Origin of the sequence: Zobellia alginiliquefaciens (assembly GCF_029323795.1) — a bacterium.
Taxonomy (GTDB): Bacteria; Bacteroidota; Bacteroidia; order Flavobacteriales; family Flavobacteriaceae; genus Zobellia; species Zobellia alginiliquefaciens.
The window spans coordinates 342,913-369,392 of record NZ_CP119758.1 but is presented as its reverse complement, the minus strand read 5'-3'; the positions used below and the strand labels follow the sequence as shown (position 1 = coordinate 369,392).

Below are 26,480 nucleotides of genomic sequence, written 5' to 3'. Positions count from 1 at the left end.
TTTACTGAAGTAAACTAAACACGATCTAATGGTAAATCGATATATTAAATATTTATATATAACATTAAAGTTGTTAATTATACTTGCTCCGGAAATTTGTTTGGGGCAAAGCCAGTTTGACACATTAAAGAATCATAAATCCGAAGAAAAGATTAAAAAATTTGATGATACTAGAGAAAATAAATGGAGTGGCGACTTTAAGTTGGTTGAGATTCCTTCTAGTGTAGATGGTTATGCTCAGAGAGCTTACTTTTATAAAACAGCCTCAAAGTCTAGTAAACCTTTAATTGTTTCCTTGCATACATGGAGCGGTGATTATCAGCAGGTGGATGATTTAACACCTATGATACTACAAAAGGATTTAAACTATATCCATCCAGATTTTCGAGGGTCCAATAATACAGTGAATGCCTGCGCCAGCGAATTAGCCATTTCGGATATTGAGGATTCTATCTCTTATGCCATTCAGAACTCAAATGTCGATACAACTGAAATCTATGTCATTGGTGTCAGCGGAGGGGGGTATGCAACTTTAGCTTCGTTCATGAAATTAAAACATAAAGTAAAAAAATTTGCAGCTTGGGCACCAATCTCAGATTTGATCGCATGGCATCGCGAAAGTACCGTAAGACGAAATAAGTACCGTAAGGATATACTTGACTGTACAAATTCTGGAAACGAATTAAACGTCGATTTGGCCAAACGAAAATCACCTTTATTTATGAAAACGCCTACGACACGCTTAACTAGTGCTTCGCTATCGATTTATGCAGGAGTCTATGATGGCTTTCGAGGCAGTGTGCCCATTACACATTCTATAAATTTTTATAATAAAATATTAAAAGATTTGTCAGTTTCTGATAGCACCAAGTATGTGTCAGATACGGAAGCTCTAAAGTTACTCCAGCACATATCCCCATCAGTTAGGCTTGATAGTATTGGGGGGAGGAAAGTCTACCTCAAACGAGAGTATGGAAACCTAAGTTTAAATATTTTTGAAGGGAATCACGAAATGCTGACCGAATTTGCCCTAAATAAACTGCTAGAATAAATTAGAGACTGAGAGGGAATATTGAAAAAGTAACTTAGCAATTTTCTTCAGAATAAATTTTAGTTAATCATGATCAACCCTAAATTTTGTTATTAATGAAACGGTATAAACTTATTGTCTTTTCAATATTGTCATTATCTATCTCATGCGTAAAGAAGCAATCTACAGTAGAAGTAGATGAGATTAAGATTAAAGCTCCTTTTGAGATGCCCAGTATAAAAATTCCTGATTTCAGCAATTGTAAAAAGTTTTTGATTACTGATTTTGGTGCTGAAAAAGGAGATAAAGAAGCGACATCTTTCGCAATTGAAGCAGCCATTACGGAAGCTAATAAGAATGGTGGAGGTATAGTTGTAATTCCTGCAGGAGAGTGGTTAACAAACAAAATTCATTTCAAAAGTAATGTAAACCTTCATTTAAACGAGGGAGCTATTTTACTTTTTTCCGAAAACCCTCAAGATTATTTACCGCCCGTTCAAACCACATGGGAAGGAATGGAGTGTTATAATTATTCACCACTTATTTATGCATTTGAGTGTAAGAATATAGCCATTACGGGAAAGGGAACACTTCAAGCCAAAATGGATGTTTGGAAAGAGTGGTTTGCAAGGCCAGAACCACATTTAAAGAGTTTAAAAAGGCTTTATTATATGTCTTCATCTAATAAACCGGTAGTAGATAGGCAAATGGTCAATGACTCAGCTCACTTTCGACCGCAGTTTATACAATTCAATCGGAGTGAGAACATTTTACTAGATGGAATATCCATTGTAAATAGCCCTTTTTGGACGATACACCCGTATCTTTCAAAAAATATAGTTATTCGAAATTTAGAAGTTACGGCCCACGGTCACAATAATGATGGTGTTGATCCTGAAATGAGTCAGAATATTTTAATTGAAAATTGTGTTTTTGACCAAGGGGATGATGCAATTGCTATAAAATCAGGCAGAAATCAGGATGCATGGAGATTAAATACACCATCTAAGAATATTGTCATGAGAAACTGTACTATTAAAAATGGCCATCAGTTATTGGCTATTGGAAGTGAACTGTCAGGCGGAGTTGAGAATGTAATTGTGGAAAATTGTACTGTTTTAGAAAATGCCGAGATGTTTAACTTAGTATTTGTTAAGACTAATGAGCGGCGTGGAGGTTATGCCAAAAACATCTTTGTGCAAAATATTAAAGCCGGTACATTAAAGAAAAGTGTATTAGGTATTGAAACAGATGTGCTATATCAGTGGCGTAACCTAGTGCCTACAATTGAAAAGAGACTGACTACTATTGGTGATGTATATATCTCTGATATTAAGGTTGATAAAGCAATGTATGTGTCTCGGATTATAGGTGATGAGGCGCTTCCTGTAAATAATGTAGTTCTTACTAATATAGCTGTAGATTCGTTAGAGGTACAAAAGTATAATAATGAAAACATAACAAATTTTACCGGGAATTGATAAGGGTAATGGCTAACATTGAATACTTTCTGTATTAGAGAAAGAGCAATTTGTTAGTAGTTAAAATTGTTCGATATAAATGCGCTCGACCGAGACTCAAAGTTAATGTAAACAAGAGTCAGGTAGCGAAGTAAATTCCTTTTAACCTAATAGGGTTGTAAGGGATGAATTCGTGAACATTTATGCTCTTAAAGACAGCCTAAAAAGTTAGATAAGAATAGATGTCGTTATGTTTTAAAAGAATGATTACAATATGTTGTACAGTAGTATTTCTTTATCTTTTTTCTAAAGACAATTTTGTAAGACTTCGTTGAGAGTAACTATGCATACGAATTTGTGCCTTTGAAATATAGAAAAAATACTGTTTTGTACTGCTCGTTGAGACGATTACGTAGTTTGTTGTAGGCTTTTCCTATTTGTGCTTCAACCGTACGGATTGATATGGAAAGATGTTCTGATATTTCCTTGTTTGTAAGCCCTTCTTGCTTGCTGAGTGTAAAAATTTCACGGCATTTGGGAGGAAGTTTATCAATTTCTTTTGACATGAGGTTAAGAAAACGTTCCAATTTATATTCATTTGTTTCGTCCAATATCTCAAACATTTGTTTGTAATACTTATCTTCTAGTGGCAGTAGTTTTTTGCCTTGGCGGTATTCGTCCACAAATTCATGGTATACCATTTTGTACAAGAAGCTCTGTATAGAGTGGTCTGGTTTTAGTTTTTTGCGAAAACGCCATGTTTTAATAAATGTATTCTGCACTATATCTTGAGCTAAGGTCCTGTCGTTGATTAATGTAAGCGTATACGAGAAAAGTTTTCGATGATATTTTTCCAATAAAAAGATGTAGGCTTCTTCCTTCCCTTTGCTTAAATCATTGATTAAAACCTCATTCGTATTGTACTTCTCCATATTGACGATATAATAATTATAGAACCTAAATTTGGTTGAATATAAAAAAATATTAAGAAAAAGTAAGTGTATTGTAAATTTTGAACGTAATAATTATAAGAGTAAACAAAACTTGTATGAATTTAGTTTCCTTAGAAGCGCTACTTGTTAAATTTTTGGGCAATTCTGCCAACGGTAAAGATTTAGATGAGCTAAATCAATACTTTGGTAATGAAGAATACACAGGTTTTATTAAAAAATATTTAGAAACGCACTTTGTTGTTTTATACAAAATGAACCGAGCTGATTTAGAAGAAACCAAGAAAGAGCTTTTAAAAGAGATTAGAAGGGACAAAAAGCTTACCCTAAGAAGAAATGTATTTCAGGGTCTCAAATACGCCGCTATTTTCGTGTGTGTTCTAGCGGTGAGCATTTACATGTATAAAGGAACTGAAGATGTAATAGATACCAATATTCAGTCAAAAGAGAATACTATCACATTAGAACACTCTAACGGGCTGGTTGAAGAAATTTCGGAAACTGGTACTTTGGCAATAAAAAACAATGATGGTAAATTGATAGCGAATCAAACTGGTAACAAAATCAGTTTTAATATGAAGGAGCCGTCAGAAAAGATTGAATACAATACCATAACGGTTCCTTATGGTAAAAATATTACCGTGGCACTTTCTGATAGTACCGAGGTAACCATGAATGCCGGTAGCCGTATGACCTTCCCTACATTTTTTAAGAAGGGAGTTGGGAGAAAAGTGAAATTATCCGGGGAGGCTTTTTTTAAGGTGAGTCATGATGAGGCACATCCCTTTATTGTAGGTTTGGATAGTTTAGATGTGAGGGTTCTGGGAACAACTTTTAATGTAGCAAATTATACTGAAGATTCTGTTACTGAAATTGTTTTGGTCTCAGGGCTAGTCGAACTGGTTCCGAACTCTGTTGGAAAGGAAGCTCCGGTATTGCTTAAACCTGGCTATAAAGGAACTTTTCATAAAAAGAATTCAAAAATCGAAATGACAGAAGTTCCAACGGGGCTCTACACTTCTTGGGTAAATGGATATGTGGTTTTTAGAGAAGCTCCGTTCAACAACATTCTTCAAAAGTTAGAGAGGTATTATAATATAACTATAATCAATCCAGAAAACCACCTTGAAGGTCAGCGCTTCAATGCCACTATTGATGTGCAAAAAGAATCAATCAGCCAGGTGCTTGAATATTTTAGTAAGATGCACAATATTCAGTTTGAGGTCTCTAAAGATGAAATAATCATTATAAAAAAATAACGCCTATGAAATGAAGTGCTTAAAGCCAAAGTGTCCAGCTTAAAAGGGACAATGATCGAATAAAAAAGAAATCGAGGAATGTTCGTACCATTCCCCGATTGTCAGCGATTATTAATAATAACCACTCTAGATAATCAAAATTATGAAAAAAAGGTTGAATTCCGCGGGAAGAATGTCCTGTCTATTCAAATTACAGATGAAATTATCGCTATTACTCCTTACGGTGACCATTGCGATGCAAGCCAACTCAACATATTCCCAGAAAAAGATTACACTTGATTTGGAGAATGTTACCCTCGCTCGGGTCATAGATGAAATAGAAGCGAGTACCGACTTTAAATTTATATTTAATATAGAAACGGTTAGTACGGATAGAGTTATAAGCTTGCGTATTCGTAATGCTGAAATCAATAAGGTCTTGAACTTGGTTTTCAGGCAGAGCCCCAATATTGAATATGAAATTTACCGAGATAAGATATTACTGTTGCCTATTAACGAGGATGAAAGGATGTCTGTCGAGGCTAAAGTCTTGATAGCACTAAAAGTGGATGTAAAGGGAACTGTTACAGACAAGAACGGCACGCCCCTGCCTGGTGCGAATATTGTGGAGAAGGGAACCAACAATGGCGTAACCGCTGATTTTGATGGAAATTTTAATATTAAGTTAACAGATGAGAAGGCTGTATTAGTTGTCTCTTATATAGGTTTTGCGTCAAAAGAGATTCCTTTAAAAGGTCAAACGGAGTTAAGGATTACCTTGGAGGAGCGGTTGGCTGGATTAGATGAGGTAGTTGTAATAGGTTACGGTACACAACGAAAGAGTGATTTAACCGGATCTGTATCTTCTGTATCCGAGGAAGAACTTAAGGCCTTGCCTGTAGCGTCTTTTGATCAAGCATTGCAAGGACGCGCAGCTGGGGTACAGATTAGCCAATCATCAAGTCAGCCAGGTGGAGCCCTTTCAATAAGGATTAGAGGAGGTAATTCTATAAATGCCGGAAATGAACCATTGTATGTAATTGACGGGATTCCAATTTACAATGATAATGTTAAAAGTCAAGCAGGTGTAATCGCAGCTCCTAGTCTAAATGCACTATCCAGCTTAAATCCTGGGGATATAGAAAGTATAGAGATTTTGAAGGATGCTTCGGCCACCGCCATTTATGGGTCAAGGGGTGCCAATGGCGTGGTTATAGTAACGACCAAGCGCGGTAAAACAGGCAAGCCTAAAATAACCCTTGAAACCTATACAGGTATACAAGAAGTTAGGCGAACCATTCCTATGCTCAATGCCCACCAATACGCGGAGTTTAGAAATGAGGCATTTGTTAATGGAGGTGGGTTGCCAACTTTCTCCGATGCGGAAGTACAGGCTATGGGCGAAGGCACGAATTGGCAAAATGAACTTTTCCAATCAGCGCTGATACAGAATTATCAGGTTGGTGCTTCTGGGGGTACGGAAACCTCTCAGTATGCGCTTTCAGTTGGATATTTTGATCAAGAAGGTATTATAATCAATTCTGGCTTTAAACGCTATTCCGCACGGCTGAATTTGGATTCCAAAGTTTCGGACTTTTTAAAGGTGGGTAGCAATTTGGCCTATAGTAGGACAGTAGCGGACGTTGCAAAGACAGGAGGAGGTATTAACGGTCTTCAAAACATACAAAGCCCTAACGGCAGCGTTGTAGCTTCTGCAATATTTTATAATCCTGTAATTCCGGTTAGGGACGAAGATGGAAACTTTACTTTCGATAATACCAGCACACAAGGAAATGGTGGTGGTAACCAAGCTAACGTTCCCTTTGAAAACCCGATTGCGTATGCAACTTTAGCAACCAATGAGAGTTTCAGCAATAGACTCCTTGGTAGTGTTTTTGCGGAATTTCAACTTTTAAAAACTGTTTCGTTTAAAAGTAGTTTTAGCGTAGATGTTTTCGACAACAAACAAAATAGATATGAGCCAAGTACTATTAGGGAAGGATTAATAGCCCCGAACGGATTTGCTCATGTAGGTTCCACCAGCACAGTTTCATGGCTGAGCGAGAATATATTTTCCTACGATTTTACTTTTGGTGAAGACCATAGACTAAACGGTGTCGCAGGTTTTACCTATCAGGATTTTCATAATGAATCGTTTTCTTCCAGTGCTGCAGATTTTGTCAACGATGTGGTCTCATTTAATGATCTATCATCTGGAAATATTCAATATCCAAGTCAGAGCAATTTGTTTGATTGGGCTCTTGAATCTTATCTAGGAAGGCTTAATTATTCGTTTAAAGACCGTTACCTTTTCACTTTTACGGGAAGAATAGATGGATCTTCACGGTTTGGGAAAAACAATAAATATGCATTTTTTCCTTCAGGTTCCTTTGCATGGCGACTTTCCCAAGAAGAGTATCTTAGTTCCTCAAAAGTGATAAGTAATTTAAAGTTAAGGGCCAGTGTTGGTATTACGGGAAATCAGGAAATTCCGGTTTACCAGTCTTTGGCCAGGCTAGGTGTAAACAGATATACCATTAATGGTGAACCGGTAGTTGGAATTTCACCAACTGGAGTGGCAAATCCAGGTTTACGATGGGAGAAGACTACACAAACTAATATTGGTATGGATGCCTCATTCTTTAGAAGTAGGTTGAACCTTTCCGTTGATGCTTACCAAAAAACTACTGATGATTTGTTATTGGCTGTACAGTTACCCAAATCTTCTGGTTTTGGGACAGCATTGCAAAATATTGGTTCTGTAGAAAATAAAGGTTTAGAATTAGCACTGGATGCCATTTTGATTGATGGGCCACTTTTTTGGAGCTTAGGTTTTAATACGGCCATCAATAAGAACGAAGTAACAGATTTAGGGGGGGAGGAAAGAAGGTATATTGATCCGGGTTTTAATTTGTTCAAAGGACAAGCGGTTTCTGCATTAGTGGAAGGTGAACCCATAGGTAATTTCATAGGGTATCAAAATGCAGGAATATTTAGTACCCAGCAAGAAATCGATGCCTCGGCACAACCCGATGCGCAATTAGGGGCGCGCAGGTACGTGGATCAAAATGATGATGGGCAAATCGATGACAAAGATAGAACGATTATAGGCAATGCCTTACCTGATTTCACAGGTGGTTTAAATACTAAAGTTTCCTATAAGAATTTTGATTTGGATGTATTCTTCAATTACAGTATCGGGAACGATGTATACAATATGGTTGCCCTAGAAGCGGAATTTTTAAATGGAAGACAAAACAATTCTACCACCGTTCTCAATCGTTGGACCCCCGAGAATACAAATACTGATGTAATGTCAGCCGGTAATCCTTCAGTAGCCTATTTTAGACAGTCCCATGACCGGTGGGTAGAAGATGCTTCCTTTTTACGGTTGCGAAACATCTCATTAGGGTACAATTTCCCCGTTGATAAAATGAACATTGAGTGGTTGCGCGCAGTCAAAATTTATATAAGTGGTCAGAATTTATGGACATTAACAGATTATACAGGTTTTGACCCAGAGGTAAACCTCACCCAAGAGAGTAATATTAATATAGGATTCGATTATGGTGCCTACCCCGCTGCACGAACGATTACCTTAGGTCTGAACGTTGAATTTTAAAATACAAAAGATGAAAAAATTAATATTTATTACAGTTATGATGATGGCGGTGGGGTGTTCCGACTTTATTGAAGAAAATCCAGAGAATTTTATTTCCCCATCAAATTTTTATATAACCGAGGCCGACGCAGAGGCTGCAATCATTGGAGTTTACGACAAGTTGGGAACGAGCACCATGTACGGTCACCAAGGAGTATGGGTCATGGGAGATGTGACTACAGATGTAGCAAGTGCAAGTCCGCAAGCTACGTTCTTTGATCTTGGCTTTAGTAATTACACATTTGATGCCGCGAACCCTGTGCTGGATGGGTTTTATCAGGATGCCTATATGCTAATAAATAGGGCCAATGGGGTTATCGATAATATCGAAAATGCCGATATAGAACAAAGCGTAAAGGATGCTGTTATTGGACAAGCGAAATTTCTGAGAGCACTAACTTACTTTAATTTGGTGCGTATTTTTGGCGACTTGCCTTTGAAGCTTCAAGAAACTTCCTCCTTGGAAGAACTTAAGGTAAGTAGGGATTCGGAGAGCTTGATTTATAATCAGATTGTAACCGATTTATTGGATGCGTCCGCCAATTTGCCGGACATTACGGTAGATGGGGGCAAAGCAACTGGATATGCGGCGAAAGCACTTTTAGGAAAGGTATATCTTACTATAGGTCAAGATAATGAAGCTAAGACTATATTGAGTCAAATAATGGGACAATTTTCCTTATATGAAAATTATTCTGATGTTTTTGACGTGGACAATAAATATACGGGTACCGAGTCTATTTTTGAGGTACAGTACAGCACACCGCAAGAACTGAATCAGTATCCTCAATTTATGAGTACTCGGGACTTGAGCTCGCTGTCATTGTTTGGAGGAAATGCATTTGGTGTATTTATAGCCAGAGATGAGTTGGTAAGTTCATTTACGGAGGAAGACTTAAGAAAGGATATCACCATCTGGGAAAATGGAGCTTTGGTGGGCGCCGAAGATATTGAATTTCAGGAGCCTGGAATCATTAAATATTTAAATGCCACAATTGCCGATGGTGTATCCATAACCCAAGCAGGTTATAATAATGTACCGGTGTTGCGCTACTCGGACGTTTTATTGATGTTCGCAGAAGCTGAAACCAAGCTTAACGGGGCTACAAGTTTAGCGTTCGACGCAATTAATGAAGTTCGCTCAAGGGGAGGACTGTCCGATCTTTCGGGCCTTTCTAATGATGACTTATTAGATGCTATTTTGGAAGAGCGTAAATTGGAATTTGCGGGAGAGGGCCACCGCTGGTTTGATTTAAAGCGTAATGGTAAATTGACAGAAGAATTATCCGAATTTGGTTACGCTCCGAATAATATTGTATTCCCAATTCCGCAAGCGGTCATTGATGCCAACGATCAAATAACACAGAATGAGGGATACTAGTATTAGTTGAGTTAGTTAGTTTTGAATTGTAAAGACCGGCCTCAAAAGGAGGCCAGTTTATACAATATCCGATTGATAGACTCACAGTATTGGACACAATAGAGTATTTAATATTCAAATTAATTTTTAGTGTCCTATTCCAATTCAAGATCATTCTCTTTTTTTATAAGTTCGGAAAAACAAGGTTTACTTCTTTAAATACACATGTAAAAAAGTGAAAACAATCTATCTGCAATATTTTTTTGTCAGGATTTTAATTGGTTTTCTATGCCTTCTTTATCCGGTAAAAGGTTTAGGTCAAGCCAAATCAATACAGCCTAACATAATACTGATTATGGCGGACGATTTGGGCTATGAAACGCTGGGTTGCAATGGAGGGGAATCCTATAATACACCCTATTTGGATTCACTTGCTAATGGCGGAATACGGTTTGCCCAAACTTATGCAATGCCCCTGTGCACTCCATCTAGGGTACAATTAATGACCGGAAAGCATAATTACAAAAATTATGAAAGGTTTGGCTATCTTAATCCAAATGAGAAAACCTTTGCCAATTATCTACAAAAGAATGGTTATAGAACCGCTATAGCGGGCAAATGGCAACTGGAAGGTGATAAAGAAACGCCCGGCAACTTTGGATTTGATGACTATATGCTCTGGCAGCTCGATAAAGGTGATTTCTGGAGGCGGTTCAAAGCTCCTAAAATTATCCATAATGGTAAAGACTTGGATTTTCCATCGGATTCTCCAGTATATGGTCCCGATGTATTCACTGATTTTATAATAGACTTTATCGATAACCCGAGTAAGAAACCTTTTTTTGTGTATTACCCAATGGCATTGGTCCATGACCCTTTTCAACCTGCGCCCAGTGCTTCGGACTACGAAAATTATGATGCCCTTTCTATGAACGATACACAGCATTTTCCTTCCATGGTTAGTTATATGGATGGGCTCGTTGGAAAAATCTTTAATCATTTAAAGGCGATAAATGAATTGGAAAACACGGTAATCATATTTACAGGAGACAATGGAACAGATAGAAGAATAACTTCATGGTTCAACGGCAATGAGGTTCAAGGAGGTAAGGGCTTTGCTACGTATAATGGGACCCATGTACCTTTAATTGTATTTGGCAAAGATAGATTGCAAAAAGGTGCCGTAAACAATAACCTGGTAGATTTTACGGATTTCCTACCCACCTTACTCGAACTAAGTGGTACGGAAGTTTCGGATGACATAGAAACCGATGGGATAAGTTTCTTTGGGCAATTAAACGGAGATTCATCCTTATCAAGAGAAGTTTTAGTATCCGATTATAATCCAAAAGGAAGGGATTTCCCAAACGCACGCTTTGTACAGACTATAGAGTACAAGTTGTACGGCGATGGAAGGTTTTATGCCATTTTCAAAGATGCGGAAGAGCAATATCCATTGAAAAATTTGAACCTTAACTCCAAAGAGCGAATAGCCCTAGTATTTCTCAAGAGACACTTGGCAAAGTTTAATGCACAGATTGAAGAGTATAGGAGAGTGAACTAGTTACATTCTGAATGTGCTTTTTAGCATAACCTAAAATAGATTTAATTCGAGAATATAAGTAATAATGAAAATTTTAAAAAAGAATATAGGTAAAGCTTACCTTTCAAATGTATTAGTGGTGCTAGCTATATTTATTACCTTTATTAGCAGCGCTCAGCGAAACGGAGATGGTAAATCGGATACAACGCGTCCGAATATTATTTTTATCATGTCAGACGACCATGCGTACCAGGCAATCAGTGCTTTTGATGATAAGCTTATCAAAACGCCCAATATAGATCGTATTGCTGCCGAAGGTGCTAAATTCAACAACAGTTTTGTGACCAACTCCATTTGTGCGCCTAGTCGAGCCGTTATGCTCACAGGCAAATACAGTCACCTGAATGGGAAAAAGGATAATTTGGATGTATTTGACGGCTCACAACAAACCTTTATAAAATTATTAAAAGCAGATGGTTATGAAACTTCCATCTTTGGAAAATGGCATCTTAAGTCGGTACCGGAAGGCTTTGATATTTGGAATATTCTGATCGATCAGGGCGAATACTATAATCCCAACTTGATTAAAAATGGCGATACCGTTCAAATAAAAGGATATACGACGGACCTTATTACGGAAATGTCCTTGGAATACCTTGACACTAGGAATGAAAACCAACCGTTTGTGATGTTGCTCCACAACAAGGCGCCCCACCGAAACTGGATGCCAAAATTGGAAGACCTAGACGAAGTCCTGTCCAAAACATACCCCCTTCCAGAAACTTTTTACGATGATTACAGTGGGCGTTCTACTGCGGCCAAGGAACAGGATATGCGGATTGAAAATATGTTCTTATCAATGGATATGAAACTAATGCCGGGGGATTATGAAGAGGATACCGGTACCGGAGGAAATCGATTTGCAAATGGTGAGCATAATTTATTAGCTGATTTATCTAGAATGGACAAAGAACAATACGAAACTTGGGAAAAGCACTATGCCCCCATACGAAGGAAGTTTCGGGAAGATAGTTTGACGGGAGATTCCTTGTTGCGGTGGAAATATCAACGATATATGCAAGATTATCTCGGAACCATTAAAGCGGTAGACGATAATGTGGGCAGACTTTTGGATTATTTGGATAAAAACGGCCTTTCGGAAAACACCTTAGTAGTGTATACCTCCGACCAAGGTTTTTATTTAGGGGAACACGGTTGGTACGATAAGCGTTTCATGTACGAGGAATCCCTCCGTATGCCTTTAATGATGCGCTATCCAAAGGCGATAAAAGCTGGAACTCAAATTAATGAAATGGTGCTTAACCTTGATTTTGCGCCCACTTTTCTTGATTTTGCACAGGTACAAGTACCAAGTGATATGCAGGGTCAGTCATTTAAGTCACTGGTCTTGGGAGAATCGGTCAAAGATTGGCGCACCTCCCTCTATTATCACTACTACGAATTTCCAGAGGGCTGGCATTCTGTCAAAAGGCATTATGGGGTGCGAACAGACCGGTACAAACTCATTCATTTCTATAATGACATCGATGCATGGGAACTGTACGATTTAAGAGAAGATCCCAATGAAATGAAAAATTTGATAGGTATTTCAAAGCACGGAAGACTTTTGTCTAAGATGAAAAATGAACTAAATAGATTGCAGGAGCAATACAACGAAACGGTGAAGTAATAGAAATTATGAAGAAAGCACAACCATATTATCCGTTGAAAGAAGGCCTTTTAGCAATTCTTCTGACGGTAACTTTATCCTGTAAGGAGAAAATGAAAATAGCGGCTCAAGCGGATAATCCTCCAAATATTGTATTTATCCTCGCCGATGACATGGGGTATGCAGACCTGAATATCTATGGGGCACCCTACGCCACACCTAATTTAAACAGTTTGGCTCAAGAAGGTATGAAGTTGACCAATTTCTATTCCTTTCCAAATTGTTCCCCTACCAGGGCGGCACTGATGACCGGCTCTTATCCCCAACGGGTTGGAATGCCACGGGTTGTAGGGCCAAACGGGCCGGCTTGGACGGAAGATTTATACCGCCTTGGTTTAAATCCCAATGAAACGACTTTGGCTGAAATGTTAGGGGGAAATGGATACACTACCGCAGCTGTTGGGAAATGGCATCTAGGCCATCAAATTGAACATTTACCGATCAACCATGGTTTCGATACGTACTTTGGATTGCCGTATTCCAACGATATGCATCCTCCCAATAACCCGGAATGGCCAGATTTACCACTTATACAGGATAGTTTGGTTATAGAGTTGAACCCAGATCAACGAACATTAACAAAACGCTATACGGACTTTGGTCTGGATTTTATCGATAAAAATAAAGAAAAGCCTTTCTTTCTATATCTGGCACATACCATGCCTCACGTACCCCTCTATGTTCCAGATAGCCTAAGGGGCAGTTCAAAAAATGGATTGTATGCTGATGTGATTCAGGACATAGATAGGTCGGTAGGAAGAATTCAAAACTATCTCAAAATACAGGGGCTTCTGGAAAACACCTTAATTATCTTCACTTCTGACAATGGTCCTTGGTTACAGTTTGGTAATCACGCAGGTTCGGCAGGACCTTTCAAGGCAGGAAAGCATACCATTTTTGAGGGAGGTATGCGGGTCCCCTTTATCGCAAGTTGGCCCAAGCGAATACCGAAAGGTAAGGTCAGTGGTGAGGTGGTTTCTATAATGGATATGTATTCCACCATACGGGAGATTACTAATTCTCCAAAACAGGATTTGAAGCAGGATGGGACTGATGTTTCATCTGTATTGTTGGATAATGGGCGCATAGGGCAACGTGATTTTTATTACTTTAAAAACGAAGATGCACGTGGAATTAGGTCAGGCGATTGGAAATTGTTCCTCCCTTACGAGGAAAGCATAGTTGATATTACCGGGTCGGGTGGGATAAGAGGTACTTCTATGAAAGTCAGAGTAGATACTTCATTATATAATATATCAAAAGATTTAGGTGAGACATTAAATCTTAAGGATTCTTTTCCGGATGTAACAAAAGAACTTACCCTGAAAATTATAGCTTTCGATAGTATAATGAAAAAAGAGGCGAGAATGCCTGGGATGGCTAAAAATTAATTAGAAAAATGTAGGCGGGAATGTACTGCATATTGATAATAATTTAAGTAATGCTCATGTATGTACTAATTACTATCATGTTTTCAAAAGTTCAAAGAACCATAAAAATTAATCAATATTTAGGTTAGGGATACAACCGCTTACAATCAATAAGATAGAACATTATATTATTAAAAACTGGATATGAATATTAAGGCAAAAGCAGATAATACCTACGATGCCATTGTAATTGGCTCGGGAATAAGTGGAGGCTGGGCAGCCAAAGAGCTTACCGAAAAAGGTCTAAAGACTTTGGTACTGGAGAGAGGCAGAATGGTGGAGCATGTTACGGACTATAAAACGGCCAATACACCCATATGGGAATTTCCGCATAGAAATAAAATTCCTAGAAAAACAAAAGAAGAGAATCCGATTGTGAGTAGGTGCTATGCCTTTCGTGAAGCCACCGAAGATTTGTTCGTCAAAGATGATGAACACCCCTATGAGCAAGAAAAACCGTTTGATTGGATCAAAGGATATCAAGTGGGTGGTAAGTCGCTGATGTGGGCGAGGCATACCCAGCGATGGAGCGATTTGGATTTTGAGGCGAATGCCAAAGATGGAATAGCGGTAGACTGGCCTATTCGTTATAAAGATTTGGAGCCTTGGTACAGCTATGTGGAAAAATTTGCTGGAATTAGTGGAAATAGAGATGGATTGAAACAAATACCAGATGGGGAGTTTCTGCCACCTATGGAGATGAACTGCCTAGAAACCCATTTTAAAGGGGAGCTTAAAAAGAATTTTCCCGATAGGGATTTGGTCATTTCTCGTACCGCCAACTTAACCGAAGGTAAAAAGGGTAGGGGACCATGCCAGCATAGAAACTTATGTAAGAGAGGCTGCCCACTTGGGGGGTATTTTAGCAGTAATTCTGCCACTTTGCCGGCGGCACGTGAAACAGGCAATTTAGAGATGAAGACCCATGCCGTAGTGCATTCCATTCTTATTGACCCGGTTACCAGTAAGGCAACAGGGGTTCGGGTGGTAGATGCCAACACGAAAGAGATCAGTGAGTATCACGCAAAGATTATCTTCTTAAATGCGGCTACCCTAAATTCAACCTTGATTTTAATGAATTCGGTTTCGGCCCGATATCCCGAAGGTTTGGGCAATGATAGTGGGGTATTGGGTCAAAACTTGATGGACCATAATTACAATGCACGTGTACAGGGCGATTTTGATGGCTTTGAAGATTCGTATTACGAAGGAAAAAGACCTACGAGCACCTATTTACCGCGTTTTAGAAATTTCAGAGATGATAAACGTAACGATTATTTAAGGGGGTTTGCCTACTCCTGTGGCGGATTCAGAACGGCCGGTACGCCGGAAAAACATTTTTTAATGGGCAATGACCTTATGAACAATCTAGTACAGGTGGGGCCTTGGAAATGGAATATGTTGGGTATGGGTGAATGTCTGCCCTACGAAGAAAACAAGGTGACTTTACGTAAAGATAAAAAGGATGCTTGGGATATGCCTTTGCTGCAAATTGATGCGGAGTACAAAGCTAATGAACTCAACATGCAAAAAGATATGGTCGTTGCTGCTATGGAAATGCTCGATACTTTAGGTTTTAAAAATGTGAGGGATATGGGTGAAAGGCGAAATTTCGGACTCAATATTCATGAAATGGGAACGGCTAGAATGGGCCGAGATCCCAAAACCTCGATTCTCAATAAACACAATCAGGTTTGGGGTACCCCCAATCTTTATGTGACAGACGGGGCCTGTATGACCTCAAGCGCCTGCCAAAATCCATCGTTGACATATATGGCATTAACGGCTAGGGCTGTTGACCATGCGGTAAAGGAACTAAACAAACAAAACCTGTAACAAATGAAAAGAAAAGATTTTTTGAGATTATCAGGTTCGTTGGCCGTTGGTACGGTGACTACGGCCCCCGCTTTATTAGTGTCTGGTTGTGAACCAACGCCACCCGTGGCACGGGAGAATATTACCGAAAAAGATATTCCGATATTGAATGAAGTTGCCGAAACCATTTTACCGGCTACCAAAGATGTACCGGGTGCAAAAGCGGCAAAAACGGGAGACTACATTTTTATGATGTATACCGATATGCTCAAGGATGATGACCGCGCTCTTTTACTATTGGGAATCAATAAACTGGATGCCGATGCTTTTGGTTTATTTAAAACCGATTTTAACGGTTTGGAAAAGGAAAAGAAGGAATTCTTGCTCCGAAACTACCACAACGAGGCTTTTGCGTACGGACAGCAAAAGGCGGCCGGATTGCCCATCAACAAGCATTTTTATGGGCTGCTTAGAAGCTTGACTTTATCTGGGTATTTTGGTTCTGAAATTGGTTCGACCAAAGCCCGAATCTATAACCCGGTACCTGGGGGATTTAAAGGTTGTATTCCCTTAAAACCGGGGCAGAAGCCATTGGGGTGAACTTAAGTTTTTGAGATAACATTATCCAATCAATAAATTTTTTTCAGTAGAATTATGAGAAGAAAATATATCAAGTATCTTAATATTTGGATGTTTGCTCTTATTTTGAGTATTCCTATTTATTTCAATGCCCAGAAAAATGAAGCACCCATAAATATATTATTTGTCGGGAACAGTTTTACTTATTTCTGGAACATGCCACATTTGGTTGAGGCTATGTCCAAAACTCAAGGAGTACCGGTTCAGATTCAGCAGTCTACTGTGGGAGGTACCAATCTAATGCAACACTGGAAAAGTGAAAAAGGAACTGTAACCCGTCAGCTTATAAACGACATGAAATGGGATTATGTGATTTTTGGTGACCATAGTCTAAGTACCATTGAAGCACCTAAGCGGTTTAAAAAGTACAGCTCAAAATTTGCCGAACTTGTTCGTTCTAAAGGAGCCGAGCCAATATTTTTTATAACATGGGCCTATAAATCTAACCCATTGATGCAAAATTGTATTACTAAAGGGTATATGGATTTAACTAAAGAGTTAAATGTAAGGGTCTTTCCTGTTGGGCCGGTTTTCATGAAGGCTAAGACATTACAACCCGACTTGGAACTATATTTTGATGATAAGCATCCTTCATCGGATGGTACTTATTTAATAGCTCTGACTATAACCAAATTTCTCTTAGATAAGTCGGTTAAGACCGTTCCAAATCGGTTGACTACTTTAGATAAAGACGGAAAGAATCTATACCTATCTTTTGTGCGGCCAACAACGGGCACTTTTTTTAGACAGCTTGTGGAGGAATTAGACGAAAATTTTTAAGATTGAATATGGACTTCGTTAAAGTGTGTGATTTTGATAGTCGCACTTTGTATCGATTTAATATACTCGAAATCAATATTGCTAAGACCTTGCAATCCAAAAAAATAATAACTCATCTTTTTATTTTTTAATAACACCTTTATGAAAAATAGTGTAAATCTCCTTTCAATAATAGTATGCGTAATCGGTTTTAATGCGTTTGGACAAAAAAACCACCCTGACCCAGTACAAGATATAGAACGTGTGCTAAGAAACGTGGCGGATAACATTGTTAATAATTCGACCTTTAAAATTATTAACAAGGAAACAGGTAAAACATTTGAAAACTCTCAAAAACTACCTGTTACTGCGGGTTATGCAGCAGAAAGCCCATATAATGAATGGAAGTACTGGAACGGGGTCTCGAATATTGCTTTTATAACATTGGGGAACCAGCTGGATGATAATGAGTACATAAAATACGCAAAAAGAAATGTGGCTTTCGCCTTTGACCACGACCCGTATTTTCAAAAGTTATATGATTCAGGAATCAGGAAAACCGGTATGGACCAGAAGTTTCGCATGTCGCTGCTTGACGATGTTGGAGCAATGGGAGCCTCTGTACTGGCGGTACATAAGTTAGCCCCGCAGGAGCGTTACCGAAAATACCTTGATAATGCCGCTGATTATATTATGAATAAGGAGAAACGCCTTGAAGATGGAACTTTTTGCCGTACAGTTCCATTTGAAATGACTGTTTGGGGAGACGATTTATACATGAGTGTCCCTTTCTTAGCACGCATGGGTGCTTTGACCGGAGAACAAAAGTATTTTGATGAAGCAACGAAACAGGTACTCCTTTTTAACAAGCATCTTTGGAATCCACAAACAAATCTTTTTCTTCATTGCTGGTATGATGATATTAAACAAAATGGCGTTGCTCATTGGGGACGTTGTAACGGATGGATTATCATGGCACAGGTCGAGTTGCTAAGCCAGTTACCTGTCAATTACCCCAAACGTGAGGAATTAATTCAATTGTTAACCCGACAGATTGTTGGTCTCAGTCGCTACCAAGACGGCTCTGGGCTTTGGCATCAGTTAATAGATTTGGAAAATACCTATCTGGAGACATCGGCAACGGCGATCTTTACATATGCCATTGCAAAAGCCATAAACGAAGGTTGGCTTGATTCGAGGTACGCCTATATCGCAGCGCAAGGCTGGGAAGGAGTGTCGAGTAAGATTTTGGCAGATGGACAGGTAGAAGGCATTTGCATGGGAACTGGGATAAATACGTCTACTTATTATTATGCAAACCGACCAACCCTATTGAACGATATTCATGGACTGGGTGCTACATTGCTAGCTGGCAGCGAGGTTATGAAACTATACCAAAAAGGAATTAAGTTTAATTGGTAGAAAATCCTTTAAGTCCATGCAACTGATGTTCCAATATGATTTCATTTAGTATAACTAGTATAACTAGTGGAATTATGGAGGAATTAGTTGTGGGATCTTTTGAAACTCTTTTGTTTACAGGACACGGTAGTGTTTTTTATAACATAAACCAACAATCCAGTATGCGCAATATAAAAGAGTAATCCCCTATAAGAGTCTCTTTAAGATTTTAAATAGGTGAATACCAAGATTTGGTTAGGTTCCTGGTTTCCTGATTATTTTTTGTTTCCGGTTTGTTTGCTGCTGAGGTTCTAGCCTTCCCTAAAAATATTACAGATAATGACTTTTAAATTATATCTTACTATATTAAAAAATGATATGATAATTGGCTAGTACTTCGAAAGTAAAAATGCAATCAATAAACTAACGTTATTTTCTTTAAACCATTTCTTTATCATTAAGGTAGCACGACTAATATGTTTTTCCACTGTTTTCTCAGAAATATCCAATTTTTTCGCAATTTCTTTATGTTTATAGCCTGATTTCCTACTGAGTAGAAATACCTCTTTATTCTTTTTTGGGAGTTGATCAATAGCTCTGTTAAGGAGTTGAATTTTTTCTTCCAAAATTGTTTCATCCTTTTCAACAAAATCAATAAGTACGGAATTTTTAATTTCTAAAAGTGCTGATTCTTCCCTTTTAAGTTTGCGATATTCTTTTATAAAAGTGTTATATACAGATCTATATAAATAATTCTTTAATGAAGAGTGGATTTGAAGTGTACTTCTTTTCATCCAAATTTTCACAAAGGTCTGTTGCACTATATCTTCTGCGCGATCTTGATCCTTAGTTAAATTATAACAATACACGACTAAATTGGTGTAGTGCAAATCATATAAATGTTTATATGCCTTTTCATCTCCCTTTCTTAGGTTGGTAAGTAATAAATGCTCTGGTTTTAACAAAATGGATATGTAATATTAAGCTGGTTAAGCTATGTAAAAAAAAATTAATATCAGAAAAATTTAAAAAAAGCTTAGTAAAATGTAGGGATTGTGATAAGATTGGGGTCATACTTATGTAATTGATAATTTTGTTATGAAAAAAAGTTCGTTAGAAAAAATAATTCAGGATTACTTGGATGGCAAAATTGAGGAATCCAAGTTGTATGAACTTGTTCAAGATTATCCTTTGGAGTTGGTTAAAAAGTGCTTTTATGATTCTATGGAAGTAGATTACCTTCTTACAAAGAAATATTTAAAGGTTGATAAGGAGGTCGCTTTCAAAGATTTTCTACATCAAATAAAAAAACAAACTATTCCTGTTAAGAAGCTACAGAATAGACGAACTTATCCATTTTTTAAATATGCCGCAATCTTTTTGGGTGTTATAGGATTAGGTCTAGGAATTACAACATTTTTAAATTCTGAGGATACTCATGATACATTAACTATAGGCAACGAAGAAGTGAACCTTAATTTAGGCGATGGAAACGTCAAAATAGTTAAGGGGACAGAAAGTTCTGATATATTGGATTCTGAGGGAAGAGTTATTGCTAAGCAAACAGGTAATAGAATTTCTTATAAATCAACAGATAAATCTGGCAAAATAGAATATAATGAAATATCAGTTCCAAATGGGAAGAAATTCCAATTAGAATTGTCGGATGGAACTATAGTTCATATAAATTCTGGCTCAATTTTAAAATTCCCTATAAGTTTCTCAGTAGGCAATCATCGTAGAGTAACGTTGAAAGGAGAAGCTTTTTTTAAGGTTAAAAAAAACGAAGAACATCCTTTTGTCGTTATGACAGAGAATTTTAATGTACGTGTTTTAGGAACAGAATTTAATGTTTCAGCATATGAAGAAGATTCTGAAGCAAGTACGGTACTTGTTTCGGGAAGCGTACAATTATATGATTCTTTAAGTCCTATCAAAATGCAGTCCAAGATTAAACTAATTCCCGGAGAAAAGGGAACATGGAATAAAGATTTAAAAGTCTTAAAAAGAGATATGGTAGATACCACAATATATACATCATGGATACAGGGTAAGCTTATATTTAGAGATGTACCTTTTAAAGATATTCGAAAGAAACTGGAAAGGCGTTACAACGTCACTATTGTAAATACCAATTTAGCTTTAGATGAAAATACGTTCAGCGCTAATTTTGAAGAAGAAAGCATAGAAGAGATTCTAGAAATTTTAGATAGAACTTACGAAATTGAATATGAAATCAAGCATAATCAAATAATAATCAACTAATCTTAATCGCGCCTATGACATAGAATAGAATACACTTTAAGATGTGATCGCTCTTAAAAAAAAACCGGAAAATGCTCGTAACATTCTCCGATTTATAGATGTGGTCAAAAATAGAGTTACCAATTAATAACCTTAACAAAAGTATGAAAAAACTGATTATAAACGCATGTTCGTTTATTTACACCTTTAAGTTGGACCTTAAAATGAAGCTAACTGGCTTTTTCCTATTAGTATTTATGTTACAAATAAATGCTAATACCTATTCCCAAAAAGCAAGAATATCTATTGATATGAGGGATATTCAATTAAGTGAAGTCCTCAATAAAATTGAAACTATTTCAGAGTTTAAATTTTTTGTTGATACACAGAAAATCGATGTAAAAAGAGAAGTAAATATAAGAGCAGAAAAGGAAAATATTTTTGATGTTCTGGATAAACTTTTGCTTGGAACAGATATTTCTTATGAAGTATATAAAAAGCAGATTTTATTAAAGAAAGTAGAAGTTAAAACGACTATTTCAAACTCCTTAAATGTTGATTCCGATCATACTGAACTTGATACGGTACAACAGACCATTACAGGAACTATTACTGATAAAAATGGCGCCCCTTTACCCGGGGCAAATATCATTGTAAAAGGTACCACCAATGGTACCCAGGCCGATTTTGACGGAAACTTTACAATTACTATAGAAGAAAAAAATGCTATTTTAATAGTTTCTTACATTGGGTTTACTACCGAAGAAGTTACGATTAATGGGCAGTCAGAAATAAAAGTTTCTTTGGAAGAAAATAGCTCCGAATTAGAAGAAGTCGTTTTAATAGGATATGGAACTCGAAAAAGAAAGGATGTAACGGGTGCTGTTGGGCGAGCAAATATTGAAGACTTTAAGCAAGCTCCTGTAAGTAATGTTGGCCAGTTGTTGCAGGGGAATTTACCTGGTTTAAACGTTGGTCAAGTAAATAGTGCAGGTTCGACACCTTCTTTGTCAGTAAGGGGCAGAACTACGATATCAGGAAACCAGAATGTGTTGATCGTTCTCGATGGTATACAATATAACGGATCTTTAGAATCTATCAACCCCAAAGATATTGAAACTATAGATGTATTGAAAGATGCAAGTTCCGTAGCTGTATATGGTGCACAAGGGGCAAATGGGGTTATTTTAATAACCACTAAATTGGGTAAGAAAAATCAAAGCCCAAGGGTATCAATCTCCACCTCATACGCCACCTTAGAAACTTCTGAGAATTTAAGAACACTTTATAGAGCTGATTATTTAGACCGCATTAAAAAACTGAATTACCAAGATGCTTATTTAGGGCCTAATTTTACAGAACCAAATCCAGATTTTGAATTATCGGATTATATTGATTATTCCATGCTCGATGAAAATAGGAATATAGTGAACACTGATTTTGATTGGTGGGATTCAGGGACGCAAACAGGTTATATTAATGAACAAAAAATAAGTGTTTCTGGGGGGGCTGAAAGAATTAAATATCTTATATCACTTGATCATACCAATCAAGAAGGATTTATCGCAAATGATAAATTCCAGCGTAAAGGAGCGAGAATCAATCTTTCTATTGAGGCTTCAGATTGGTTGGAATTCGGTACTCAAACTTTTGCATCTTTCGTGAATAAAGATGGGTCTGAACCACATCTAGGTCAGTTGATAAGAACGTCACCTTTATTAAAACCTTATGATGAGGAAGGTAATATTATACCATACCCCGCAAATACAACCGATGAAAATCCGTTTTTAGGATATGACGTATTGGATAAAGAAAGACACGATTATTTTTTCGCCAACTTTTACACCAAAATAGACTTTCCGTTCTTAGAAGGATTGTCATACAGAGTAAATTTTGGTAACAATTACAGAATTAATAAAAATTATAGGTCTAGTGAACACGGCTCAGGGTTGATTGGTTCGGCTAACAAGAATACAAGTTTTTATTATGACTATAATTTAGATAACATTTTAAGTTATAATCAACAATTTGGTAAACACGATATTGATGCGACACTTTTGTATGGAGCTATTGAACGAAAATCTGAGTGGACCGGGGCAAAGGCTAATGATTTTGCAAGGATAGATTTAGGGTACAATAGTTTACAGCAAGGTGTAAACCAGTTTACGGAATCTTCTGCTTGGCGAGAAGCATTAAATTATCAGATGATGAGACTCAATTATACTTTTGATCATCGATACCTTTTAACTGGTACACTGCGAAGAGATGGTTTTTCTGGATTTTCTGAAAAGAATAAGTACGGATATTTCCCTTCAGCGGCAATTGCTTGGAATATTCATAATGAATCATTTTTTAAGTCTCAATGGGTTAATAATCTAAAGTTGAGACTAGGGTATGGTACGAGTAGTAATCAAACTAGCCGTTACAGCTCTTTAGCTCGAGTGACAACACGTGCAGCTTACGTGTTTGATGATGGTGGAAGTACGGTGTTTGGTCAACAACTAAGTTCTTTGGCGAATCCTAACTTGAAATGGGAGCGTACAACTGGTGTTAATTTAGGATTAGAATATGGGTTGTTTAAGTCCAGAATAATTGGCGCCGTTGAATACTATCATAACAAAACTAATGATTTATTGTTCGACGTTGCAATTCCAGATATAACAGGCTTTGACGCTATCAGTACCAACATTGGTGAAATTGAAAATAATGGTTTTGAATTTACCATATCTAGTCAGAATATTGATACTGAAAATTTCAAATGGAACTCTACTTTAAATTTTTCAACTACAGCAACCAAAGTTCTTAAACTAGTTGGAAGGGATAGTGATGGAGATGGAGTGGAGGATGACCTCGTTGCGAGTAATCTATTTATAGGTGAACCCTTAGGAGTAGTTTATAATTATATGACAGATGGTATTTATCAATTAGATGATGAAGATATTCCTGAAGGTTTTTTTCCTGGAAGTTATAGAATTGTAGATGTAAATGGAGATGGGGAAATTACACCTGAACATGACCGAGTTAAAATAGGCCATTCTAATCCGGCTTACCGATTTAGTATTCTAAATAAATTTGAATATAAAGGTTTAAGCTTAAGGGTATTTTTAAACTCTATTCAAGGAGGTAAAAATGGATACTTACAGAATAATATTTACCCAATTTTTGTGAATGGTACAAGTATTAGAAATAATTATTTAAATGGAATAGATCTTTGGCAACCTAATAATCCAAATGGTGTTGATCCTGTATTTCCAGGGAAAAGTCCTAGAATATCGCCTTCTGTGTATGAGAGTAGAAGCTTCGTGCGATTACAGGATGTGAGCCTTTCGTATAATTTTGCTAAAGAATTGACAGATAAATTACACATGGCCGATTTACAAATTTTTGTTAGTGGCAAGAATTTAGCAACATGGACTGGTTGGAGGGGATGGGATCCAGAGACCGGTAGTGGATTGGGAGCAAATGAGAGACCTGTCCTTAGGAGTTATTCACTTGGATTGAACCTAACTTTTTAAAAAATTACAAAGATGAAGAGATTTATAGTATTAGTGATAAGCATAATGTGCATAACAACAGCATGTAATAAAGATTTTTTAAAGGAAGAACCTTTAGACTTTTTAAGTGATGTAAATGCCTATGATACTTATGAGGGGCTTAACGCAACAGTAAACAATTTGTATTGGTTAACTAGAAGCATATTTTATGTTCTTGATGAGAATAGACCATTTGACTATTTATACGGTACTGATTTGGTCTCAGACGGACATAGAAATAACAGACATAGCAATATGATTGCAGCGTATGATCCTACCAGTGATATCCCTGCTACACATTGGGCGAACCTTTATACAATGGTAGTTGAATCAAATATTGTTATTAGCCGAACCTCCACAGCAGATATTTCTGCGGAACAGTCTATAGAACTTATAGCTCAGGCAAGATTTTTTAGAGCATTTGCTTATCGAACGTTGGTCTATATGTGGGGAGGTGTCCCTTTAGTAACTGAAGAAATGTCGGAGCCACGAACGGATTTTTTAAGAGCTTCCAAAGAAGAGGTTTTAATCCAAATAATCGAGGATTTGAAATATGCAGCCGAAAATCTTCCAGGAATATCGGAAGCTTTAGATGGAAAGATAAACAAACTAGTTGCTCAACATGTACTCGCTGAGGTCTATTTAGCAGCAGGACGGCCAGAAGATGCTGTTGACGCAGCTAGTTCAGTTATCAATAGCCCTGAGACGGCTTTGATGAAAGATAGATTTGGCTCTAGAGCCAATGAAACACCTGGGGACGTCTATTGGGATTTGTTCAGAATGAATAATCAAAATAGGAGCTCTGGCAATACGGAAGCTCTTTGGGTAATACAGTTTGAAACGGATATTTTAGGGGGTAGTGTTGCTTCGGGACATAGATGGGGGGCTTATAATTTAGAAAGACACCATCCCCCTATGGTTCGTAATGTTGTAATAAATGGAGAAACACCATTTCTATGGCCAAAAAGTGGATATACTGGAGGTCGTGGAATAGGCTGGGCTCCACCTACCAAACACTTTTCCAATGAGATATGGGAGAGTGATTTCGATAATGATATACGTAATGCAAATCATAACTTCGTTCGGGAATTTACAGCGGATAATCCTAATTCAACTTTATTTGGTCAGGTTTTTTCTGTAGAGAACCCACCTGATGGTGTAGATACACTTCGTGATTTTTATGCTTATCAGTCAAAGGCTACAACTCCATTTAATCATCCTCCAGGACTTTATGATAATATCGAACTAGGTACTTTAAAAAGTTCTGCAGGAGCGACCTATACAGATCAATATATGTTTCGATTGGCTGAAACCTATTTACTAAGAGCTGAAGCATATTTGGCAATGGGTAATGCTATTGATGCGGCAAAGGATATTAATATGGTACGCTCTCGATCTAATGCTAATGATGTAGCTCCTTCAGATGTAGATATCGATTATATTTTAGATGAACGAATGAGAGAATTAGGGGTCGAAGAGAAAAGAAGACTCACTTTAATGAGACTCGGATTATTATATGAAAGGGTAAAATCTTATAACCCTTATTTAGCAAATGAAATTCTTCCCAAATATAATTTATGGCCAATTCCAGCAGCAGAAATAGAGCGAAATATTGATGCTGTACTTGAGCAAAATCCAGGATATTAACAATTAAGCATAATGGTACAAGTTTGAAAAACTTCAAACTT

The 26,480-nt window shown here is 37.4% G+C and carries 17 protein-coding genes; 15 read left to right on the top strand and 2 right to left on the bottom strand.

What is annotated here, in order from left to right:
• Positions 1-28 precede the first annotated feature (28 nt).
• Positions 29-1,051, top strand: a complete 1,023-nt coding sequence (locus P0077_RS01555) for an alpha/beta hydrolase family protein (RefSeq protein ID WP_276167427.1) — start codon at positions 29-31, stop codon at positions 1,049-1,051.
• A 95-nt stretch (positions 1,052-1,146) separates the two neighbouring features.
• Entirely contained in the window at positions 1,147-2,511 is a 1,365-nt protein-coding gene (locus tag P0077_RS01550) for a glycoside hydrolase family 28 protein (RefSeq protein WP_276167426.1), read from the top strand.
• Between the two features lie 320 nt (positions 2,512-2,831).
• Here P0077_RS01550 and P0077_RS01545 read toward each other — a convergent pair whose 3' ends face one another.
• The gene (locus P0077_RS01545; protein WP_276167425.1) at positions 2,832-3,422 is read right to left on the bottom strand and encodes an RNA polymerase sigma factor; all 591 of its coding nucleotides are present in this window, start codon (positions 3,420-3,422) and stop codon (positions 2,832-2,834) included.
• 116 nt (positions 3,423-3,538) lie between these two features.
• Here P0077_RS01545 and P0077_RS01540 point away from each other — a divergent pair, with 116 nt between their 5' ends.
• The 10 genes from P0077_RS01540 to P0077_RS01495 all read left to right on the top strand — a co-directional run bounded on the left by P0077_RS01540 (position 3,539) and on the right by P0077_RS01495 (position 19,036).
• The gene (locus tag P0077_RS01540; RefSeq protein WP_276167424.1) at positions 3,539-4,699 is read left to right on the top strand and encodes a FecR family protein; all 1,161 of its coding nucleotides are present in this window, start codon (positions 3,539-3,541) and stop codon (positions 4,697-4,699) included.
• 142 nt (positions 4,700-4,841) lie between these two features.
• Entirely contained in the window at positions 4,842-8,300 is a 3,459-nt protein-coding gene (locus tag P0077_RS01535) for a TonB-dependent receptor (protein WP_276167423.1), read from the top strand.
• A 10-nt stretch (positions 8,301-8,310) separates the two neighbouring features.
• Complete coding sequence (locus P0077_RS01530; RefSeq protein ID WP_276167422.1) at positions 8,311-9,720, top strand: RagB/SusD family nutrient uptake outer membrane protein; 1,410 nt, start codon at positions 8,311-8,313, stop codon at positions 9,718-9,720.
• A gap of 214 nt (positions 9,721-9,934) precedes the next feature.
• Positions 9,935-11,263 carry a sulfatase family protein gene (locus tag P0077_RS01525; RefSeq protein ID WP_276167421.1) on the top strand — a complete coding sequence of 443 codons (1,329 nt, stop codon included), beginning with the start codon at positions 9,935-9,937 and terminating at the stop codon, positions 11,261-11,263.
• A gap of 64 nt (positions 11,264-11,327) precedes the next feature.
• On the top strand, positions 11,328-12,932 hold the full coding sequence (locus tag P0077_RS01520; RefSeq protein WP_276167420.1) for a sulfatase family protein: 1,605 nt from the start codon (positions 11,328-11,330) through the stop codon (positions 12,930-12,932).
• Positions 12,933-12,940: 8 nt separating this feature from the next.
• Positions 12,941-14,362 carry a sulfatase family protein gene (locus P0077_RS01515; RefSeq protein WP_276167419.1) on the top strand — a complete coding sequence of 474 codons (1,422 nt, stop codon included), beginning with the start codon at positions 12,941-12,943 and terminating at the stop codon, positions 14,360-14,362.
• 183 nt (positions 14,363-14,545) lie between these two features.
• Positions 14,546-16,237, top strand: coding sequence for a GMC oxidoreductase (locus P0077_RS01510; protein ID WP_276167418.1), 1,692 nt, complete (start codon positions 14,546-14,548; stop codon positions 16,235-16,237).
• A gap of 3 nt (positions 16,238-16,240) precedes the next feature.
• A complete protein-coding gene (locus P0077_RS01505; RefSeq protein WP_276167417.1) occupies positions 16,241-16,816 on the top strand; it encodes a gluconate 2-dehydrogenase subunit 3 family protein in 576 nt (191 codons plus the stop codon).
• Between the two features lie 54 nt (positions 16,817-16,870).
• Positions 16,871-17,635, top strand: a complete 765-nt coding sequence (locus P0077_RS01500) for an SGNH/GDSL hydrolase family protein (RefSeq protein WP_276167416.1) — start codon at positions 16,871-16,873, stop codon at positions 17,633-17,635.
• 141 nt (positions 17,636-17,776) lie between these two features.
• The gene (locus P0077_RS01495) at positions 17,777-19,036 is read left to right on the top strand and encodes a glycoside hydrolase family 88/105 protein (protein ID WP_276167415.1); all 1,260 of its coding nucleotides are present in this window, start codon (positions 17,777-17,779) and stop codon (positions 19,034-19,036) included.
• A 368-nt stretch (positions 19,037-19,404) separates the two neighbouring features.
• Here the strand turns inward: P0077_RS01495 and P0077_RS01490 are convergent, their stop codons facing one another.
• The gene (locus P0077_RS01490) at positions 19,405-19,980 is read right to left on the bottom strand and encodes an RNA polymerase sigma factor (RefSeq protein WP_276167414.1); all 576 of its coding nucleotides are present in this window, start codon (positions 19,978-19,980) and stop codon (positions 19,405-19,407) included.
• Positions 19,981-20,113: 133 nt separating this feature from the next.
• Here P0077_RS01490 and P0077_RS01485 point away from each other — a divergent pair, with 133 nt between their 5' ends.
• The 3 genes from P0077_RS01485 to P0077_RS01475 all read left to right on the top strand — a co-directional run bounded on the left by P0077_RS01485 (position 20,114) and on the right by P0077_RS01475 (position 26,439).
• Positions 20,114-21,280, top strand: a complete 1,167-nt coding sequence (locus P0077_RS01485; protein ID WP_276167413.1) for a FecR family protein — start codon at positions 20,114-20,116, stop codon at positions 21,278-21,280.
• Positions 21,281-21,423: 143 nt separating this feature from the next.
• On the top strand, positions 21,424-24,774 hold the full coding sequence (locus P0077_RS01480; protein WP_276167412.1) for a SusC/RagA family TonB-linked outer membrane protein: 3,351 nt from the start codon (positions 21,424-21,426) through the stop codon (positions 24,772-24,774).
• A 12-nt stretch (positions 24,775-24,786) separates the two neighbouring features.
• Positions 24,787-26,439, top strand: coding sequence for a RagB/SusD family nutrient uptake outer membrane protein (locus P0077_RS01475; protein ID WP_276167411.1), 1,653 nt, complete (start codon positions 24,787-24,789; stop codon positions 26,437-26,439).
• The last annotated feature ends 41 nt before the right edge of the window (positions 26,440-26,480 follow it).

What these genes read in the sequence shown, in the direction of transcription:
- P0077_RS01545 (WP_276167425.1), bottom strand. Translation starts at nt 3,422, where the DNA reads ATGGAGAAGTACAATACGAATGAGGTTTTAATCAATGATTTAAGCAAA.
- P0077_RS01510 (WP_276167418.1), top strand. Translation starts at nt 14,546, where the DNA reads ATGAATATTAAGGCAAAAGCAGATAATACCTACGATGCCATTGTAATT.
- P0077_RS01485 (WP_276167413.1), top strand. Translation starts at nt 20,114, where the DNA reads ATGAAAAAAAGTTCGTTAGAAAAAATAATTCAGGATTACTTGGATGGC.
- P0077_RS01535 (WP_276167423.1), top strand. Translation starts at nt 4,842, where the DNA reads ATGAAAAAAAGGTTGAATTCCGCGGGAAGAATGTCCTGTCTATTCAAA.
- P0077_RS01520 (WP_276167420.1), top strand. Translation starts at nt 11,328, where the DNA reads ATGAAAATTTTAAAAAAGAATATAGGTAAAGCTTACCTTTCAAATGTA.
- P0077_RS01480 (WP_276167412.1), top strand. Translation starts at nt 21,424, where the DNA reads ATGAAAAAACTGATTATAAACGCATGTTCGTTTATTTACACCTTTAAG.
- P0077_RS01550 (WP_276167426.1), top strand. Translation starts at nt 1,147, where the DNA reads ATGAAACGGTATAAACTTATTGTCTTTTCAATATTGTCATTATCTATC.
- P0077_RS01500 (WP_276167416.1), top strand. Translation starts at nt 16,871, where the DNA reads ATGAGAAGAAAATATATCAAGTATCTTAATATTTGGATGTTTGCTCTT.
- P0077_RS01505 (WP_276167417.1), top strand. Translation starts at nt 16,241, where the DNA reads ATGAAAAGAAAAGATTTTTTGAGATTATCAGGTTCGTTGGCCGTTGGT.
- P0077_RS01540 (WP_276167424.1), top strand. Translation starts at nt 3,539, where the DNA reads ATGAATTTAGTTTCCTTAGAAGCGCTACTTGTTAAATTTTTGGGCAAT.
- P0077_RS01555 (WP_276167427.1), top strand. Translation starts at nt 29, where the DNA reads ATGGTAAATCGATATATTAAATATTTATATATAACATTAAAGTTGTTA.
- P0077_RS01475 (WP_276167411.1), top strand. Translation starts at nt 24,787, where the DNA reads ATGAAGAGATTTATAGTATTAGTGATAAGCATAATGTGCATAACAACA.
- P0077_RS01530 (WP_276167422.1), top strand. Translation starts at nt 8,311, where the DNA reads ATGAAAAAATTAATATTTATTACAGTTATGATGATGGCGGTGGGGTGT.
- P0077_RS01495 (WP_276167415.1), top strand. Translation starts at nt 17,777, where the DNA reads ATGAAAAATAGTGTAAATCTCCTTTCAATAATAGTATGCGTAATCGGT.
- P0077_RS01515 (WP_276167419.1), top strand. Translation starts at nt 12,941, where the DNA reads ATGAAGAAAGCACAACCATATTATCCGTTGAAAGAAGGCCTTTTAGCA.